The organism is Streptomyces sp. NPDC053665 (genome assembly GCF_055585285.1).
In genome coordinates, this window is sequence record NZ_JBVJKK010000002.1 from 991500 (window position 1) to 1006250 (window position 14751).

Consider the following 14751-nt stretch of genomic DNA (forward strand, 5'->3'; position numbering starts at 1 on the left):
TACGAGGAGGAGAAGACATGGCGGAGCCCACGCCGCGTCGGAACGAGCCGCGGCTACGCCCCGCGCCCCTGCTGTTCGAGCCCGCGGAGGCGGCCTCCGATCCCGAGCACTTCTTCGACCTCGAGTCGATCGACGACCCCCGGGCGCTGCTGGCCCGGGCGACGGAGCTGACGCTGGCGTTCCGGGCCGCGGCGGACCGGGCGCTGGAGTTCCAGGCGATGGCGGCGGCGCAGCTGGCCGATCCGCGGCGGTTCGATCGGCTGACCACGGCGGACATCGCCGACCGGGCGGAGTGGACCGAGGACTACGCCAAGAAGATGGTGGAGTTCGGGCGGGACCTGATGCGCGGCGAGGCCGAGGGCCGCGGTCCCGGCGACCCCGTCTGAGCCCGCCCCCCCCCGGTCGCGACCCGGCCCGGCCCGACGATCACCTGGCATATGCCAGGCGGGCAAGATACTCCCCCTCACCCCCGGCTGTCCCGATTTCCCGCAACCCTGGGGAACCGCCCGCTCACGGCCGGTAGACCTGTGTGCCATGAGCAGCACATGGAACGCCTCCGAAGTCACCCCGGACGGAGCCGCCTGGCTCGCCTCGGCAGGAACGTATCCGCGGAGCACGCTCGCCCTGTGGGACGAGCGGCCGGGCGCACCGGTCGTCCTGCCCTGCGGCTCGGTCTTCGACGTGGTCAGCGCGCCCGCGATCTTCGGGCGCCGGATGCTGGACCGGCTGTGGGGCGACGGCCCCGGCTCGGGACCCGTCGCCGAGTTCCGCGGCCGCATGCTGCTGTTCGCCGCCCCCGGCACGGCCCAGCGGCTGCCGGCGCTGCTGGAGTGGGAGGAGTGGGGCGCGCACGGCCGCGACGGCGGGGACAGGGGCCGTACGGACGCGGTGCCGCCGCTGCTGTGCCACGGCACGGGCGACGCGGTGACCGTCCCGGCCCCGGCGTACAGCGGCCCCACGGCCCTCCCGGCCGGAGCCGGCGACGGCCCCGCCGCCGCCCGGTCCGGCTCGCGCTGGCTCGTCGCCCCCGACACCCGTCAGCCCTGGCTCCCCGGGCCCGAGGTGCTGCTGTGGGCGGCCGTGCGGGCGGCCCGCTCGGCCGTGCGGATTTCGATTTTTCCTCCCGCCGACCAGGATGCTAAGGTCTACGACGTCAGCAGGCGCCGCTAGCTCAGTTGGTTAGAGCAGCTGACTCTTAATCAGCGGGTCCGGGGTTCGAGTCCCTGGCGGCGCACAGACGGTGAAAGGCCCCTCGCAGCAGCGAGGGGCCTTTCGCGTGCGGGCGTGACGGGTCGCGATGCCGCGGCGCCTCGGTCAGTGGCCCACCCTGATCTTCACGGTCCAGGCACCCGAGGCCGTGCGCCCCTCCACCCGGACCTCCACCCGCACCCCCTCCCCCGGCACGGTGAAGCTCTCACCGAGGGCGATCGGCGCGTCCGCCAGCGGCGGGTAGACGGAGTTCTCCCAGCACGCCTCGGTACGCGGATGGGCGTCGATCACCTCGATGGGGCCGCCCCCCGACTGCGCCCCGCCCCGCACCCGGTACACCAGCACCCCCGCCCGGCAGGCCTCGGCGTCGTTGCCGACCGGCCCCCGCGCCTCCAGGGCGAGCACGCTGTCGGGCCCGGTGCGCACCACGGCGAGCTTGGTGCCGCGCCCGAGCCCGAAGGCCTGGGCCCCGGCGGCACCGGCAGGGGCCGGACCGGCGCCCGCCGTCAGCGGCTCCAGGGTCAGCCGGGCCGGACCGGCGTCCTGCACGCAGCGCACCTGGCTCGGGTCGAGCCAGCCCAGTTTCCACTTGTGCCAGGCGAACAGGTCCGGAGCGAGCCCGAACTGGCTGCCCATCAGGTCCCAGTCGCCGACATGCGTGTCCCAGTCGCCCTTGCCGTCGGCGGGACGGTGGTACAGGTCGGGCAGGTCGAACACGTGCCCGGTCTCATGGGCGAGGACGAGCCGGTCCGGCGGGTGCTGCTCGAACACCGTGACGACCCGGCGCAGATCGGTGCCGTCGGCCCGCAGCGGGCTCGTCAGGTTCACCACCTTGGTGGCGTCCGAGTCCACGCCGGGCGCGTCCGGGTCGGCGACGAAGTACACGACGTCGTAGCGGGAGAAGTCGACCTGCGGATCGGCCACGGACAGGGCGTCGCGCAGGTACGCGGCCCGCCGGCCGGGGTCCCAGTCGCGCTGTATGTCGTAGGCCGTGGACGGCTGCGGCATCCGGATCCAGTGGCGGAGCGGGTGCGGGCGCAGGGTGAAGCGGCCGTAGGAGGCGCGTTCGAAGAAGCGGGTGGTCGCCGGGAAGTGGTCGGCGGTCAGCTCCTGCGGGGTGGTCAGGGGGTGGGAGTCGGGGAAGGACAGGAACACCATCACCGCGTTCAGCGACCGGTCCGGCCGCGGATAGGCGGCGTTCCAGGTGTCCAGGCCCTCCGAGTGGTGGGCGTCGGTACGCGTCAGGGCGCAGGGCGCGGCCGAACCGTCTCCGGCGGAGGAGGGGCCGGCACCGAGGGAGGTGGCGGCGAGCGCGGACATGGTGGTGAACACGGCCGCGGTGCTGCGCCATCGGGCGCGCGGGAACTGACGCGGCACAGGTACCTCCGGGTACGGTTCGCGGGACACCGCACCCAGACTGTGATGATTTGTCGTACTGCGCCCTGTTTGCCTGCACCGGTCGGGTGAAGAGGCCGAAGAAATGCGAACGACGACGCCCCCGAAGCACTCACGGAACGTCACAACTGGTCGGGGGCCTGAAGAAGCCGTCCAAGGCCGAGCAGAAACGATCTGCCACCAGCGTGGACCGGACCGGAACGCCGGACACCGGCTGGAAGGCCCTGGGGCCAGCCTCTATGATCGGCACACTTTCCTGACCTTTCCTGCACGGACAGAGATCGAATACATGCGGGAGCGAGCGGTGAGCGGAACCTCAGAAGGACCGGCGCCCGCGGCAGACCTCGACCGGCCGGTCGTCACAGAGAGTGAGATCGACACGTCTCCCCGTACCGAGACCCCGTCACGGCAGCCCTATCGCTCCGTCTTCACGGCCGCCCCGCTCGCCATGGCCGTCGTGGACCGCGAGGGCGCCGTCGTCAGCGCCAACGACGCGCTCGCGGCGCTGCTCGGCAGCGGGCCGGACGAACTCGCCGGATCGGCCGCCGCCGATCTGGTCGACCTCACCTCCGACGCGCGCACCTGGCATGCCTACCGCGAGGTGCTGCGCGGCCGGCAGTCCCGGCTGCGCTGCACCCGCCGCCTGAAGCACCCCGACGGGCACTCACTGTGGGTACAGGTGACGGTCGCCCCCCTGCCGGCCGAGGACCAGGGCGTCCTGCTGTCGGTCGCCGACATCAGCGCCCGCCGCGAACTCCAGGCCCGGCTGCGCCACTTGCAGATGCACGACCCGGTGACCCGGCTGCCCAACCGCACCCTGTTCTTCGAACGGCTGTCCGCCGCACTGGAAGCCGAGTCGTACGAGCAGAGCGGCACCGGCCGGATCGGGCTGTGCTACCTGGACCTGGACGGCTTCAAGGCCATCAACGACACCCTCGGCCACCGCGTGGGCGACCGGCTGCTGGCCGCCGTCGCCGAGCGCCTCATGCGCTGCGCGGACGAGGCCGGGCACTCCCGGACCACCGTCCCGCTGGTCGCCCGGCTCGGCGGGGACGAGTTCGCCCTGCTCGTGGAGGACTCCACCGGTACCGAACAGCTGGCCGAGCTGGCCGAGTCGGCGCTGCGCGCGGTTCAGGACCCGTTCGACCTCTCCGGGCAGCGGCTGTCGGTCTCGGCATCGATCGGGGTGGTCGAACGGCATGCGGCCGGGACGACCCCGACGGCCCTGATGCAGGCGGCCGACACGACGCTGTACTGGGCGAAGGCCGACGGCAAGGCCCGCTGGACCCTGTTCGACCCGGAGCGCAACGCGCACCGCATGACCCGGCAGGCCCTCGCCTCCACGCTCCGCCCGGCCATCGACCGGGGCGAGTTCCGGCTGGAGTACCAGCCGCTGGTGGGCATGGAGGACGACCGGCTGCACGGCGTCGAGGCGCTCATCCGCTGGAATCATCCTCAGTTCGGCGTACTGACGCCGAATCGGTTCATCGGACTGGCCGAGGAGGACGGCTCCATCGTCCCGCTGGGCCGCTGGGTGCTGCGCACGGCCTGCGAGCAGGCCCGCCGCTGGCAGCTGGACCACCCCGGCGAGCCGCCGATCTTCGTCAGCGTGAACGTGGCGGTGCGCCAGATCTGGGACTCCGACCTGGTGGCGGACGTGGCGGAGGTCCTGGCCGGGACGGAACTCGAACCGCGCCTGTTGCAGTTGGAACTCACCGAGTCGGCCGTGATGGGTTCGGCGGGCCGCCCGTTGCAGACGCTGAAGGCCCTCAGCGACATGGGCGTGCGCATCGCCATCGACGACTTCGGCACCGGCTACTCCAACCTCGCCTACCTGAGCCGGCTGCCCGTGTCGGCGCTGAAGCTGGACGGCTCGTTCGTGCGGGGCTTCCAGTACGACGACCGGGAGGCCGCCGCGCGGGCCAACCCGGCCGACCAGGTGGTCGTCGAGGCGATGATCCAGCTCGCGCACCGGCTCGGGCTGACCGTCACGGCCGAGTGCGTGGAGACCTCCGCGCAGGCCACCCGGCTGCGCAGCATCGGCTGCGACACCGGGCAGGGCTGGCTCTACTCCCGGCCGGTGCCGCCGGACCGCATCTCCGAGCTGCTGGGCACGCCGGGCGTTCAGGCCGAGGCGGGCGTCGGCAATCCGTAGGCGTCGGCGATCAGCTCGTAGGAGCGGACGCGGACGTCCGCGCCGTGCGCGTTGGCCGTGATCATCAGTTCGTCGGCGCCGGTGCGCTTGGCCAGGTCGTCCAGGCCGGAGCGGACCTCGTCCGGGGTGCCGTGGACGACGTTGGCGTTCCAGGAGTCGACGAACTCGCGCTCCATGGGGCTGAACGGGTACGCCTCCGCCTCCCCGGGGGTGGGCACCAGGCCGGGGCGGCCGGTGCGCAGCCGGACCATGTTGAGGGCGGCGGCCAGCACCTGGCGGCGGGCCTCCCGCTCGTCGTCCGTGGCGAGCGCGGAGACGCCGATGAGGGCGTACGGCCGGTCGAGCACGGCGGACGGCCGGAAGGACTCGCGGTACAGGTCGAGCGCGGGGACGGTGTTCTGCGCCGAGAAGTGGTGCGCGAAGGCGAAGGGCAGCCCGAGGACGCCGGCCAGCCGGGCGCTGAAGCCGGAGGAGCCGAGCAGCCAGATCGGCGGGCGGTGCGGGGACTGGACACCGCCCGGGGACGTGGCCTGCACGGGGCCCGGCACGGCGTGGATGCGGCGGTAGGGGTGCCCGTCGGGGAAGTCGTCGTCGAGGAAGCGGATCAGCTCGGCGAGCTGCTCCGGGAAGTCGTCGGCGCCCTCGTTCAGCCGCTCGGTGCGGCGCAGGGCGGCGGCGGTGGCGCCGTCCGTGCCCGGGGCGCGGCCGAGACCGAGGTCGACGCGACCGGGGGCCATGGCCTCCAGCGTCCCGAACTGCTCGGCGATCACGAGCGGGGCGTGGTTGGGCAGCATCACCCCGCCCGAGCCGAGGCGGATGCGGTCGGTGTGGGCGGCGAGGTGGGCCAGGATCACGGCCGGGGACGAGGAGGCCACACCCGGCATGGAGTGGTGCTCCGCGACCCAGTACCGGTGGAAACCGCGGCGCTCGGCGAGGCGGGCCAGTTCGACGCTGGTGCGCAGCGCGTCGGAGGCGGTCCGGCCGGCCCCCACGGTGACCAGGTCCAGTACGGAGAGGGGGACGGGGGCGCTGCCCTGCGCTGCGCCGCGAATCTCGTCTGCCGCCACGGTGGGGTGCCTCCTGCTGTGGGCCGTGTGCTGTCGTTCCGGCTGTAACAGGGGACTGTCTCCGTTTGTTCCCGGACCACGGGGACCCGGCCGGCCGGGCGGCGCCCCGGCGTCAGGCCTGGACGATCAGACCTGGACGATCGGTTCGCGGGTGAAGAGGGCTCCCAGCTCGGGGGCGTTCACGCGGCGGTCCGACAGGCGCAGGGCCTCCCAGACCGTGACCTGGTTGGCGGTGAGGACCGGCTTGCCGAGTTCCTTCTCCAGGGCCGGGATGTGGGCGGCGGTGCGCAGGTCCGTGCCGGGCAGCAGGAGCGCCTCCGCGTCGGGGTGGTCGGAAGCGCGGGCGAGGGCGAGAAGTTCGTCCTCGCCCCAGCCGCCCGCGGCGGCCGCGGTGCCGCCGGAGGCGTGCACCGAGACGACGTCGACGCCGTCCGAGCGCAGGAACTGCGCGAAGAGCTGCGCCACGTCCTCCGGGTAGGCGGCACCGACCGCGACCCGCCGCACCCGCAGTTCCCGCACCGCGTGCACGAAGCCGAAGGACGTCGAGGAGGCGGGCATGCCGGCTGCCTGGGCCAGCGTGCGGACCTGGTCCTGCGCGCCGTCCCAGCCGCGCACGAAACCGCCGCTCGTGGACGCCCAGACCACGGCGTCCGCACCCGCGTGCCGCAGCTCCTGCACCTCGGCCGCCAGGCGCCCGGCCGCGTCGCCCGCCGCCGCCGTGTCGATCCGGTGCGTCTCCTCACCGAGGTCGGTGTGCACCAGGTCCACCCGGATGTCGCTGCCCAGCAGCTGCTCGATGCGCGGATAGTCGTCGTCGGCGGAGTGGCCCGGGTAGAGGAATCCCAGCGCTGTCATGTCCAGCCTTCCTGCTGCTCTGCTTTCCGTACGGGGGACCGGGTACCCAGTCGGCGCAGCGCCGCCCATCTCCGTCACCGGGTTGGCCGAGTTCGCGGGGTCGTGCGGCGGGGCGCGGCCCCCGCCGGGGCACCGGTCTCACGGGGGGCGACGGGCGGGCGACGGTGTGTGTTGACGGCCGCGGCCCGGGGTGCCAGCGTGGTCGGTCCGCCCGGGTCCCCGCCCGGCCGGCTCCGGGCCCCTTGCCGTCCCCGCCCGGCGTCCGCGCCGGCCGGATCCGCCGAACGGCTGGAGGAACGGCTGCTCATGCCCACCCCCACCCTGCTCGTCCTGGACGCCGAGCCGCTCCCCCGTCTGGGCCGGCTCACCGGACGCGCCCGCGTCGAGCACACCGACGCGGCCGGACTCGCCCGGCGCCTTCCGCACGCGGACGTCCTGCTGGTGTGGGACTTCACCTCGCGGGCCGTGGCGGACGCCTGGCCGGGCGAGGGCCCGCGCCCGCGCTGGGTGCACACCGCGAGTGCCGGTGTGGACCATCTGATGTGCCCCGGACTCACCGCCTCCGACACGGTGGTGACCAACGCACGGGGGGTCTTCGACCAGCCGGTCGCCGAGTACGTCGCCGCGCTGGTGCTGGCCATGGCCAAGGATCTGCCCCGGACGCTGGACCTCCAGCGCGAGCGGACCTGGCGGCACCGGGAGTCCCGGAAGGTGGCGGGCAGCCGGGCGGTGGTGGTCGGGTCCGGTCCCGTCGGCCGGGCCGTGGCCCGCACGCTGAAGGCCCTGGGCGTCACGACGGCACTGGTCGGACGGACCGCGCGCGCCCGGGTGCACGGCCCGGAGGACCTGGACCGGCTGCTGTCCCGCGCCGACTGGGTGATCGCGGCGGCACCCCTCACGGAGCGGACGCGCGGCATGTTCGACGCGCGCCGCTTCGGCGTGATGCAGCCCTCCGCCCGGTTCGTCAACGTCGGCCGCGGCCCGCTGGTCGTGGAGGAGGCCCTCGCCGAGGCCCTGGAGAAGCGCTGGATCGCCGGGGCCGCCCTGGACGTCTTCGAGGCCGAACCACTGCCCGGGGACAGCCCGTTGTGGCGGGTGCCGGGCCTGATCGTGTCCCCGCACATGAGCGGCGACATCGAGGGCTGGAGGGACGAACTCGCGGCGCAGTTCGTGGAGTTCTTCGAACGGTGGGCGGCCGGTGAGCCACTGAGGAACGTGGTGGACAAGAGCCGCGGATACGTCCCCGGGCCGTGACGTGCCGGGGAGGGCGGACGTCCCCGCGGGCACCGGGCCCGGCCGGCCGGTCCGTACGGCAGGCGTGCGGGGCTTGAAAAGACCTGCATAACCCGGAGGCGTTCGGGTAGCCGCGCGCCCATGGCTCCACCACACAGAAGCCCGAGAAGTCCGGAACACATACCGAGGCCCGGTCCGAGACCCACACGCCGGTCGCTGCTCGCGGGGGTGGCGGCGCTCGGCGCGCTGGGCGCCACCGGATGCAGCCGGGTCGCCACCGCCTCGGACGTCGAAGGCGGTGACCTCCTCGACCGGCTCCGCGCGGCGGGCGTCGTCCGCCTGGGGATCGCCGGCGAGATCCCGTTCGGCTACATCGACAGGAACGGCGAACTGACCGGCGAGGCACCGGAACTCGCCGCAGTGATCTTCAAGCGGCTCGGCGTCGACCGGGTGCAACCGGTGCCGACCGAGTTCGGCTCGCTCATCCCCGGCCTGAACTCCCAGCAGTTCGACGTCGTCGCCGCCGGGATGTACGTCAACCCCGAGCGCTGCGAGCAGGTCGTCTTCTCCGACCCCGACTACCAGATGCTCGACGCGTTCATCGTGCGCAAGGGCAACCCCAAGGGGCTGCGCAGCTACAAGGACGTCGTCGAGAAGAAGGCCGCGTTCGCCACCGGGACCGGCTACGCGGAGATCCAGTACGCCGTCGAGGCGGGGTACGAGGAGAGCGACATCCTCATCGTCCCGGACCAGGTCGCGGGGCTCAACGCCGTCGAGGCCGGACGCGTGGACGTGTTCGCCGGGACGGCGCTGACCGTGCGCGAGGTCGTGAAGAAGTCCGCCAAGGCGGAGGCGACCGAGCCGTTCAAGCCCCTGGTGGGCGGCAAACCCCACGTCGACGGGGGCGCGTTCGCCTTCCGGCCGACCGAGACGAACCTGCGCGACGCCTTCAACGTGGAGCTGCGCAAGCTCAAGAAGAGCGGCGAGCTGTTCCGCATCCTCAAGCCCTTCGGTTTCACCGAGGACGAGATGACGGACCTGACCGCGAAGGAGCTGTGCGGCGGATGACCTCGGGACTGTGGGAACTGGTACTCAAGGGCGTCTGGGTCACGATCCAGCTGCTCGTCCTCGGCACACTGCTGGCCACGGCGGTCTCCTTCGTCGTCGGCATCGCCCGCACGCACCGGCTGTGGATCGTCCGCTTCCTCGCGGGCTTCTACACCGAGGTGTTCCGCGGCACCTCCGCCCTGATCATGATCTTCTGGGTGTTCTTCGTGCTGCCGATCACCTTCGGCTGGCAGCTCGTGCCCCTGTGGGCGGCCACGCTGGCACTCGGCCTGACCTACGGGGCGTACGGCTCCGAGATCGTGCGCGGCGCGCTGAACGCGGTCGACCCGGCGCAGAGGGAGGGCGGGATCGCGCTCAGCTTCACGCCCTGGCAGCGGATGCGGCTGATCCTGCTGCCGCAGGCCGTGCCGGAGATGATCCCGCCGTTCTCCAACCTGCTCGTCGAACTGCTCAAGGGGACCGCCCTGGTGTCGATCATCGGCATGGGTGACCTGGCGTTCAGCGGCAATCTGGTGCGGCTGGCGCTCCAGGAGAGCGCGGGGATCTACACGTACGTCCTGCTGATCTACTTCGTGATCGCGTTCCTGCTCACGCGGGGCATGCGCGGGCTGGAGCGGAAGCTGAAGGCGGGCGTCGGGAAGGGGCCCGGCGGTGCGACGCGGGCGCCCGAGCCGGTCGTGGTGGAGGCGGTGCGATGAACTGGGACTGGAGCGCGGTCTCCGACTTCCTGCCGCATTTCTGGGACGGCCTGCTGGTCACCCTTCAGGCGCTGCTGTTCGGCTCGGTGATCTCCTTCGCGCTGGGCCTGGTGTGGGCGCTGCTGATGCGGGTGCCCTCGCGCTGGGTGACCTGGCCGGTCGGGGCGGTCACGGAGTTCGTCCGCAACACCCCGCTGCTGGTGCAGCTGTTCTTCCTCTTCTACGTGCTGCCCGAGTGGGGCGTGGCCTTCTCGGCGCTCACCACGGGTGTCGTCGGCATCGGACTGCACTACTCGACGTACACGATGCAGGTCTACCGCGCCGGCATCGAGGCGGTGCCGGCCGGCCAGTGGGAGGCGGCGACGGCACTGAACCTGCCCCTGCGCCGCACCTGGACGGCCGTGATCCTGCCGCAGGCGATCCGCCGGGTCGTCCCGGCCCTGGGCAACTACGTCATCGCGATGCTCAAGGACACCCCGATCCTGATGGCGATCACGGTGCTGGAGATGCTCGGCGAGGCGCGGCTGTTCGCGCAGGAGAGCTTCCGGTTCACCGAGCCCGTCACGCTGATCGGCGTGGCCTTCATCGTCATTTCCTACCTGGCCAGCCTTGGCCTGCGAGCCCTGGAGCGTCGCCTTGCCCACTGACATCCGCACCGACCCCGAGAAGAACCCCACCGGGAGCACCGGCGAGCTGATCCGGCTGGAGCAGGTCACCAAGCGGTTCGGCGACAACACCGTCCTGGACCACCTGGACTTCTCCGTGGACGCCGGCAAGCACGTCACCCTCATCGGCCCCTCCGGATCGGGCAAGACCACGATCCTGCGGCTGCTGATGACGCTGGCCAAGCCCGACGAGGGCACCATCACCGTGGACGGGCAGCGGCTGTTCCCGGCCTCCGACAAGGAGGTCCGCGAGGTCCGCAAGAAGATCGGGATGGTGTTCCAGCAGTTCAACCTGTTCCCGAACATGTCGGTGCTGCGGAACATCACCGAGGCGCCCGTCACCGTCCTCGGCCTGTCCAAGGACGAGGCGGTGGAGCGGGCCAAGGGGCTGCTCGACCTGGTGGGCCTGGCCGACAAGTGCGACGCGCACCCGGGCCGGCTCTCCGGCGGCCAGCAGCAGCGGGTGGCGATCGCCCGGGCTCTGGCGATGCGTCCCCGGGTGCTGCTGCTGGACGAGGTCACGTCCGCGCTCGACCCGGAGCTGGTCGCGGGAGTGCTCGACGTCCTCAGGGACATCGCCCGCTCCACCGACATCACGATGCTCTGTGTGACCCACGAGATGAACTTCGCCCGGGACATCTCCGACCAGGTACTGATGTTCGACTCCGGTCGCGTCATCGAGTCGGGCCCGCCGGAGAAGATGTTCAGCGAGCCGGAAAAGGACCGCACCCGGGAGTTCCTCAGCGCAGTCCTCTGACTACACCTGGTGACCAGGCAGAACACGGACCGCCCGGACCGGGGCATGCCGCCGGCATGTGCCCGGGTGCCGTTGCCCCAGTTCGGGCGGCCCGGAATCTTGTCAACCCCCGCTCCGCGTACGGCGTTTGCCCGCTAGCCTGGAACAGGTCGACCGACCGGATCACGGCCCTACAGCAAGCGCAGGGGGAGACCACCGTGGCGCTGAAGCACGAGCCGCCGACCACCCCGCACCACTCGGCCCAGGACGCGCTGCGCGTGCTGGAGACCGTGGCGCACCGACCCGGCGGCGTCACCGGCGCCGGCCTCGCCCGGCACACCGGCATCGACCCCGAGCGGCTGACCGCGCTGCTGCGCATGCTGCGCCGCGAGGGCTACGTCGAGCAGATCGCCGACGGCTCCTACATCACCGGCGAGACCCTGGCCCGCCTCACCTCCTTCCGGCAGCACGAGCAGGCCCTGCGGGACACGCTCCAGCAGACCCTCGACCGGCTGCGCGACGCGGTCGGCGCGGCTGTCTACATCAGCAGCTACGTCGACGGCGAGATCAGCGTCACCCAGTACGCCGACAGTCCCGCCATGCCCAGGGTCCACGAGTGGGTCGACTTCCGCTCCGCGGCCCACGCCACCGCCATCGGCAAGAGCCTGCTCACCCAGCTCGACCACGCCGGGCGCCGCGACCACCTGGCCCGCCACCGGATGGCCCGCCTGACCTCGCGCACCATCACCAGCGACCGGCTGCTGCTGTCCCGGCTGGAGGCCCAGCCGCCGACGGTGCCGGTGCTGGACCTCCAGGAGTACGCGGTCGGCACGGTGTGCGCGGCCGTCCCGATCACGGCCGGATCCTCCGCCGGCTGCCTGGCCCTGTCCCTGCCCGTCGAACAGGCCCACCGCCTGCGCCGGGCGGCCGAGACCCTCAACCGCAGCGCGGCCCCGGTCCTGCTCTCCCTGGCGATCTAGGGCCTGCCGTCGAGGTGGTCCGGAGCACCCCTCCGGGCCGGGTAGTATTTTCTCGTCGCCAGCCGCGGAACACGTTCCGGCGGTCGGCGTGAGTCATGCGCCGCTAGCTCAGTTGGTTAGAGCAGCTGACTCTTAATCAGCGGGTCCGGGGTTCGAGTCCCTGGCGGCGCACCATACGTCGAAGGGCCTCTCGTGGGAGCGAGAGGCCCTTCGACGTGTTCAGGGCAGCTGGGACGTCCCGCTGTCGTCCACACTGAAGACGATGTCGCCGGACGAGCCGAAGGTCTGGCCGTAGGCGGTCACGAAACCGGCGCAGAAGACGACGATCACGCCCAGGAAGACCAGGACGCCGACGGCGCTCACGGTCTGCCGCACCCGGCTCGGCGGCTGGGCGGTGGCCACCACCCGGGGGCCGCCGCTGTAGTACACGGTGACGTAGTCGCCCTCGACGGTCGTGCCGGGGCCGCCGTCCTCCTCGAAGCGGACGACCCGGCCGTCTTGGGCGATGAACTCGTAGACGTGGTGGAGCGTGGTCCGCACGGAGGTGTCCCCGTGCCCACCGCTCACCGTGGTGTACGCCCGCAGGCAGCGCCCCTCGGCCGTCAGCCCGCTGTTCCAGGCGCCGCGGATCTGCAGCCAGCGCCGTACGACGCGGTAGGCCATGAAGAGCGCCAGAGCCATGATCACACCGGGCACGACGTAGATGACCACGTCCATCGCGCACCCCCGAGGTCGTTGCGCCGGACCCGAGCGGCCGGCGTGGCAGGAACCTACCCACGCCGGCCGCGCCGGTGACTCAAGAGAACCTCAGAGGTGCGCGGGGCGTTAGAAGGTGACGTCCGAGCAGGCGTAGAACGCGTTGGCCGTGTCGGCGACCGTCCACACCGCGACGATCACATGACGGCCGCTCAGCCCCGACGGCAGCCGGCCGCTGTGCGAGAGCGTGGACGGCGGCCGCTGGCCGTTGTACGGCACCGTGAAGAACGGCGTGAGGTTGAGGTCGGACCGGGACAGGTTGTGGTTCTGGTTCCAGCCCGGCTTGGTGATGTAGTACTTGAAGTCGCTCGTGGCGTGCATGGCCGTGAACTGCCAGCGGAACGTGTAGTTCTGACCGCCCGTCACCTTGGTGGCGGGCCAGGCCGCACCGGACGGCGTCCTGGGCGCGCTGAGCTGGCTGAAGTGGCCGACGCCACCGTTGCAGATCTGCCCGTCGGCCGGTCCGGAGGCCGGGAAGCCCTTCGGCCCCTCGACGCTCTGCGGTTCCCACTGGATGGAGCCGCAGTTGGTCACGGTGCCGTTCTGGCAGAGCTTCTGCCTGCTGATGGGGAGGTCGGTGTAGCCGTGGCCGCTGGCCCCGCCGGAGGAGAGCAAGAGAGCTCCGGTCGTGGCCAGTCCCACCGCGAGTGCGGACGCCTTGGTCCTTGTGCGCATGCTGCCGCTCCTGGGAAACGTGGGGGAGGGTTCAGTGAGCCGTGCATGAAGGTCTAGACCAAGGCGAGCGTAGGACCGTTAGTTGAACATGTCCATACCAATCACGGAGCTGTTTCCCCGCGGCCCGAGCAGAACGCCACCGTCAGGTCCTTCACCAGCACCTTCCGCTCGTAGTCGTCCAGTTCGACCAGTCCTCGCATGGTCAGCCGGGTCACCGTGTCCTCGACGGAGTCCACGACCGAGGTGAGCACGCTCGCCCGGTGCTGGGCGTCCAGTGCCGCGATACGGCGGCGGTGCATCGCGGCGGCGACCTCCGGGGCGTACTCCACCCGCAGCGGCTGCACCGCGTACACCTCCAGGCCGACCGGTGCCGCGTCCGCCGCCACCAGCCGCGTCAGCGCCTCGCGCGCCGCGCCCCCCGGCCCCCGGGTCCCGCCCGGCATCTCCACGGGCACCCGGGCCAGCGCCGCCTCGACGCACTCGCGCAGGTATGTCTCGTGGTCCTCGACGCCCAGCGTCGCCCGGGCGGTGTCCCGCACCCGCCAGACCACCAGGACCACCACGCGCAGGGCGACCCCGCTCGCGTCGGCCGCCGGGACCGGCTCGCTGCGCCAGTGCCGCAGCCGCACGTCCACCCGGCGCCGCAGCAGCAGCGGGTTGACCCACAGCAGGCCGGAGCGGCGCACGGTCCCCCGGTAGCGGCCGAACAGATCCAGCACCCAGGCCCGGCCGGTACGCCCCCGGGCCAGTCCGCCGAATCCGAACAGGCCGAGCGCACCGGCACCCGCGTACGCCGCCCACTGCGCGGGGCCGAGCCCGGCCCCGGAGACGGCCGGCAGACCCAGCGCCTGGACCACCAGGGGCGGCAGTACCCCCGCCCACCAGGAGGTGGCCGCGCACCCCGCCGCCCCGCACAGCCCCGCGAGCACGCCGGCCGCGCCCGGCAGCACCCGCGCGGGCCGCTCCGCGAGGTCCGGGTCGGCCCGTGGCACCGGGCGGACCGGCACGGCCCCCGGCCGGCGCTGGCGCGGCTGCTCCCCCGTGCCGTGCCTGCGGCTCACGACCGCCGGCTTCAGCGCCACCGGCGCCGGGTCCGGGTCGTCGCGGAACAGCAGGTGGACGGGGATCTCGGTGGTGGACTCGTTCTGGATGAGCCGGGCGGGCCGGGCCGGCCCCTCGGCCGGTCGGTCGGGCTCGGACGTGTGGGAAGTGGTCGTACTCATGCGTGCCTCCAGCCTCCGCGCCAGATGCGTCACAAC

The 14751-nt window shown here is 72.4% G+C and carries 15 protein-coding genes and 2 tRNA genes; 11 read left to right on the forward strand and 6 right to left on the reverse strand.

Annotation, left to right across the window (positions count from 1 at the left end):
- The first annotated feature begins 17 nt into the window (after positions 1–17).
- The 3 genes from ACZ6ZN_RS11975 (at position 18) to ACZ6ZN_RS11985 (ending at position 1234) form a co-directional block, all read left to right on the forward strand.
- Positions 18–386 (forward strand): hypothetical protein, encoded by a 369-nt coding sequence (locus ACZ6ZN_RS11975; protein WP_398110104.1) that lies wholly within the window; start codon positions 18–20, stop codon positions 384–386.
- Between the two features lie 148 nt (positions 387–534).
- Positions 535–1170, forward strand: coding sequence for a bifunctional DNA primase/polymerase (locus ACZ6ZN_RS11980; protein WP_469645371.1), 636 nt, complete (start codon positions 535–537; stop codon positions 1168–1170).
- Positions 1161–1234 (forward strand) — tRNA-Lys (locus tag ACZ6ZN_RS11985). The genes ACZ6ZN_RS11980 and ACZ6ZN_RS11985 overlap by 10 nt, the downstream gene beginning before the upstream one ends.
- An 80-nt stretch (positions 1235–1314) precedes the next feature.
- On the opposite strand, the gene ACZ6ZN_RS11990 is transcribed toward ACZ6ZN_RS11985, so the two are convergent.
- On the reverse strand, positions 1315–2586 hold the full coding sequence (locus ACZ6ZN_RS11990) for a M6 family metalloprotease domain-containing protein (RefSeq protein ID WP_398110102.1): 1272 nt from the start codon (positions 2584–2586) through the stop codon (positions 1315–1317).
- A gap of 307 nt (positions 2587–2893) precedes the next feature.
- Here ACZ6ZN_RS11990 and ACZ6ZN_RS11995 point away from each other — a divergent pair, with 307 nt between their 5' ends.
- Positions 2894–4759 carry a putative bifunctional diguanylate cyclase/phosphodiesterase gene (locus ACZ6ZN_RS11995; protein WP_398110101.1) on the forward strand — a complete coding sequence of 622 codons (1866 nt, stop codon included), beginning with the start codon at positions 2894–2896 and terminating at the stop codon, positions 4757–4759.
- Here ACZ6ZN_RS11995 and ACZ6ZN_RS12000 read toward each other — a convergent pair.
- Entirely contained in the window at positions 4729–5826 is a 1098-nt protein-coding gene (locus ACZ6ZN_RS12000) for an LLM class flavin-dependent oxidoreductase (RefSeq protein ID WP_469645376.1), read from the reverse strand. The genes ACZ6ZN_RS11995 and ACZ6ZN_RS12000 overlap by 31 nt on opposite strands.
- Positions 5827–5952: 126 nt before the next feature.
- Entirely contained in the window at positions 5953–6681 is a 729-nt protein-coding gene (locus ACZ6ZN_RS12005) for a maleate cis-trans isomerase family protein (protein WP_469645378.1), read from the reverse strand.
- A 306-nt stretch (positions 6682–6987) separates the two neighbouring features.
- On the opposite strand from ACZ6ZN_RS12005, the gene ACZ6ZN_RS12010 reads away from it, so the two are divergent.
- From ACZ6ZN_RS12010 to ACZ6ZN_RS12040, 7 genes are all read left to right on the forward strand, one after another.
- Positions 6988–7935 (forward strand): D-2-hydroxyacid dehydrogenase, encoded by a 948-nt coding sequence (locus tag ACZ6ZN_RS12010; protein ID WP_469645381.1) that lies wholly within the window; start codon positions 6988–6990, stop codon positions 7933–7935.
- 120 nt (positions 7936–8055) lie between these two features.
- Complete coding sequence (gene ehuB / locus ACZ6ZN_RS12015) at positions 8056–8982, forward strand: ectoine/hydroxyectoine ABC transporter substrate-binding protein EhuB (RefSeq protein WP_469645384.1); 927 nt, start codon at positions 8056–8058, stop codon at positions 8980–8982.
- Positions 8979–9680 carry an ectoine/hydroxyectoine ABC transporter permease subunit EhuC gene (gene ehuC / locus ACZ6ZN_RS12020; RefSeq protein WP_451877950.1) on the forward strand — a complete coding sequence of 234 codons (702 nt, stop codon included), beginning with the start codon at positions 8979–8981 and terminating at the stop codon, positions 9678–9680. The genes ehuB and ehuC overlap by 4 nt, the downstream gene beginning before the upstream one ends.
- Positions 9677–10327, forward strand: coding sequence for an ectoine/hydroxyectoine ABC transporter permease subunit EhuD (ehuD, locus tag ACZ6ZN_RS12025; RefSeq protein ID WP_469645387.1), 651 nt, complete (start codon positions 9677–9679; stop codon positions 10325–10327). Before ehuC ends, ehuD begins: the two co-directional genes overlap by 4 nt.
- Positions 10317–11102, forward strand: coding sequence for an ectoine/hydroxyectoine ABC transporter ATP-binding protein EhuA (gene ehuA / locus ACZ6ZN_RS12030; RefSeq protein WP_469645388.1), 786 nt, complete (start codon positions 10317–10319; stop codon positions 11100–11102). Before ehuD ends, ehuA begins: the two co-directional genes overlap by 11 nt.
- Positions 11103–11299: 197 nt before the next feature.
- A complete protein-coding gene (locus ACZ6ZN_RS12035; RefSeq protein WP_469645390.1) occupies positions 11300–12061 on the forward strand; it encodes an IclR family transcriptional regulator in 762 nt (253 codons plus the stop codon).
- A 97-nt stretch (positions 12062–12158) separates the two neighbouring features.
- A tRNA-Lys gene (locus tag ACZ6ZN_RS12040) sits at positions 12159–12235 on the forward strand.
- Between the two features lie 45 nt (positions 12236–12280).
- On the opposite strand, the gene ACZ6ZN_RS12045 is transcribed toward ACZ6ZN_RS12040, so the two are convergent.
- The 3 genes from ACZ6ZN_RS12045 to ACZ6ZN_RS12055 form a co-directional block, all read right to left on the reverse strand.
- Complete coding sequence (locus tag ACZ6ZN_RS12045; RefSeq protein ID WP_469645392.1) at positions 12281–12778, reverse strand: hypothetical protein; 498 nt, start codon at positions 12776–12778, stop codon at positions 12281–12283.
- A 108-nt stretch (positions 12779–12886) separates the two neighbouring features.
- Positions 12887–13492 carry a lytic polysaccharide monooxygenase auxiliary activity family 9 protein gene (locus ACZ6ZN_RS12050; protein WP_398110091.1) on the reverse strand — a complete coding sequence of 202 codons (606 nt, stop codon included), beginning with the start codon at positions 13490–13492 and terminating at the stop codon, positions 12887–12889.
- A gap of 101 nt (positions 13493–13593) precedes the next feature.
- On the reverse strand, positions 13594–14715 hold the full coding sequence (locus ACZ6ZN_RS12055; protein WP_469645394.1) for an SPFH domain-containing protein: 1122 nt from the start codon (positions 14713–14715) through the stop codon (positions 13594–13596).
- Positions 14716–14751: the final 36 nt, after the last annotated feature.

Coding starts and splice junctions, on each gene's coding strand:
- ACZ6ZN_RS12010 (WP_469645381.1), top strand. CDS start 6,988: ATGCCCACCCCCACCCTGCTCGTCCTGGACGCCGAGCCGCTCCCCCGT.
- ACZ6ZN_RS11980 (WP_469645371.1), top strand. CDS start 535: ATGAGCAGCACATGGAACGCCTCCGAAGTCACCCCGGACGGAGCCGCC.
- ACZ6ZN_RS11995 (WP_398110101.1), top strand. CDS start 2,894: ATGCGGGAGCGAGCGGTGAGCGGAACCTCAGAAGGACCGGCGCCCGCG.
- ehuB (WP_469645384.1), top strand. CDS start 8,056: ATGGCTCCACCACACAGAAGCCCGAGAAGTCCGGAACACATACCGAGG.
- ACZ6ZN_RS12055 (WP_469645394.1), bottom strand. CDS start 14,715: ATGAGTACGACCACTTCCCACACGTCCGAGCCCGACCGACCGGCCGAG.
- ACZ6ZN_RS12045 (WP_469645392.1), bottom strand. CDS start 12,778: ATGGACGTGGTCATCTACGTCGTGCCCGGTGTGATCATGGCTCTGGCG.
- ACZ6ZN_RS11975 (WP_398110104.1), top strand. CDS start 18: ATGGCGGAGCCCACGCCGCGTCGGAACGAGCCGCGGCTACGCCCCGCG.
- ehuC (WP_451877950.1), top strand. CDS start 8,979: ATGACCTCGGGACTGTGGGAACTGGTACTCAAGGGCGTCTGGGTCACG.
- ACZ6ZN_RS12050 (WP_398110091.1), bottom strand. CDS start 13,492: ATGCGCACAAGGACCAAGGCGTCCGCACTCGCGGTGGGACTGGCCACG.
- ACZ6ZN_RS12005 (WP_469645378.1), bottom strand. CDS start 6,681: ATGACAGCGCTGGGATTCCTCTACCCGGGCCACTCCGCCGACGACGAC.
- ehuD (WP_469645387.1), top strand. CDS start 9,677: ATGAACTGGGACTGGAGCGCGGTCTCCGACTTCCTGCCGCATTTCTGG.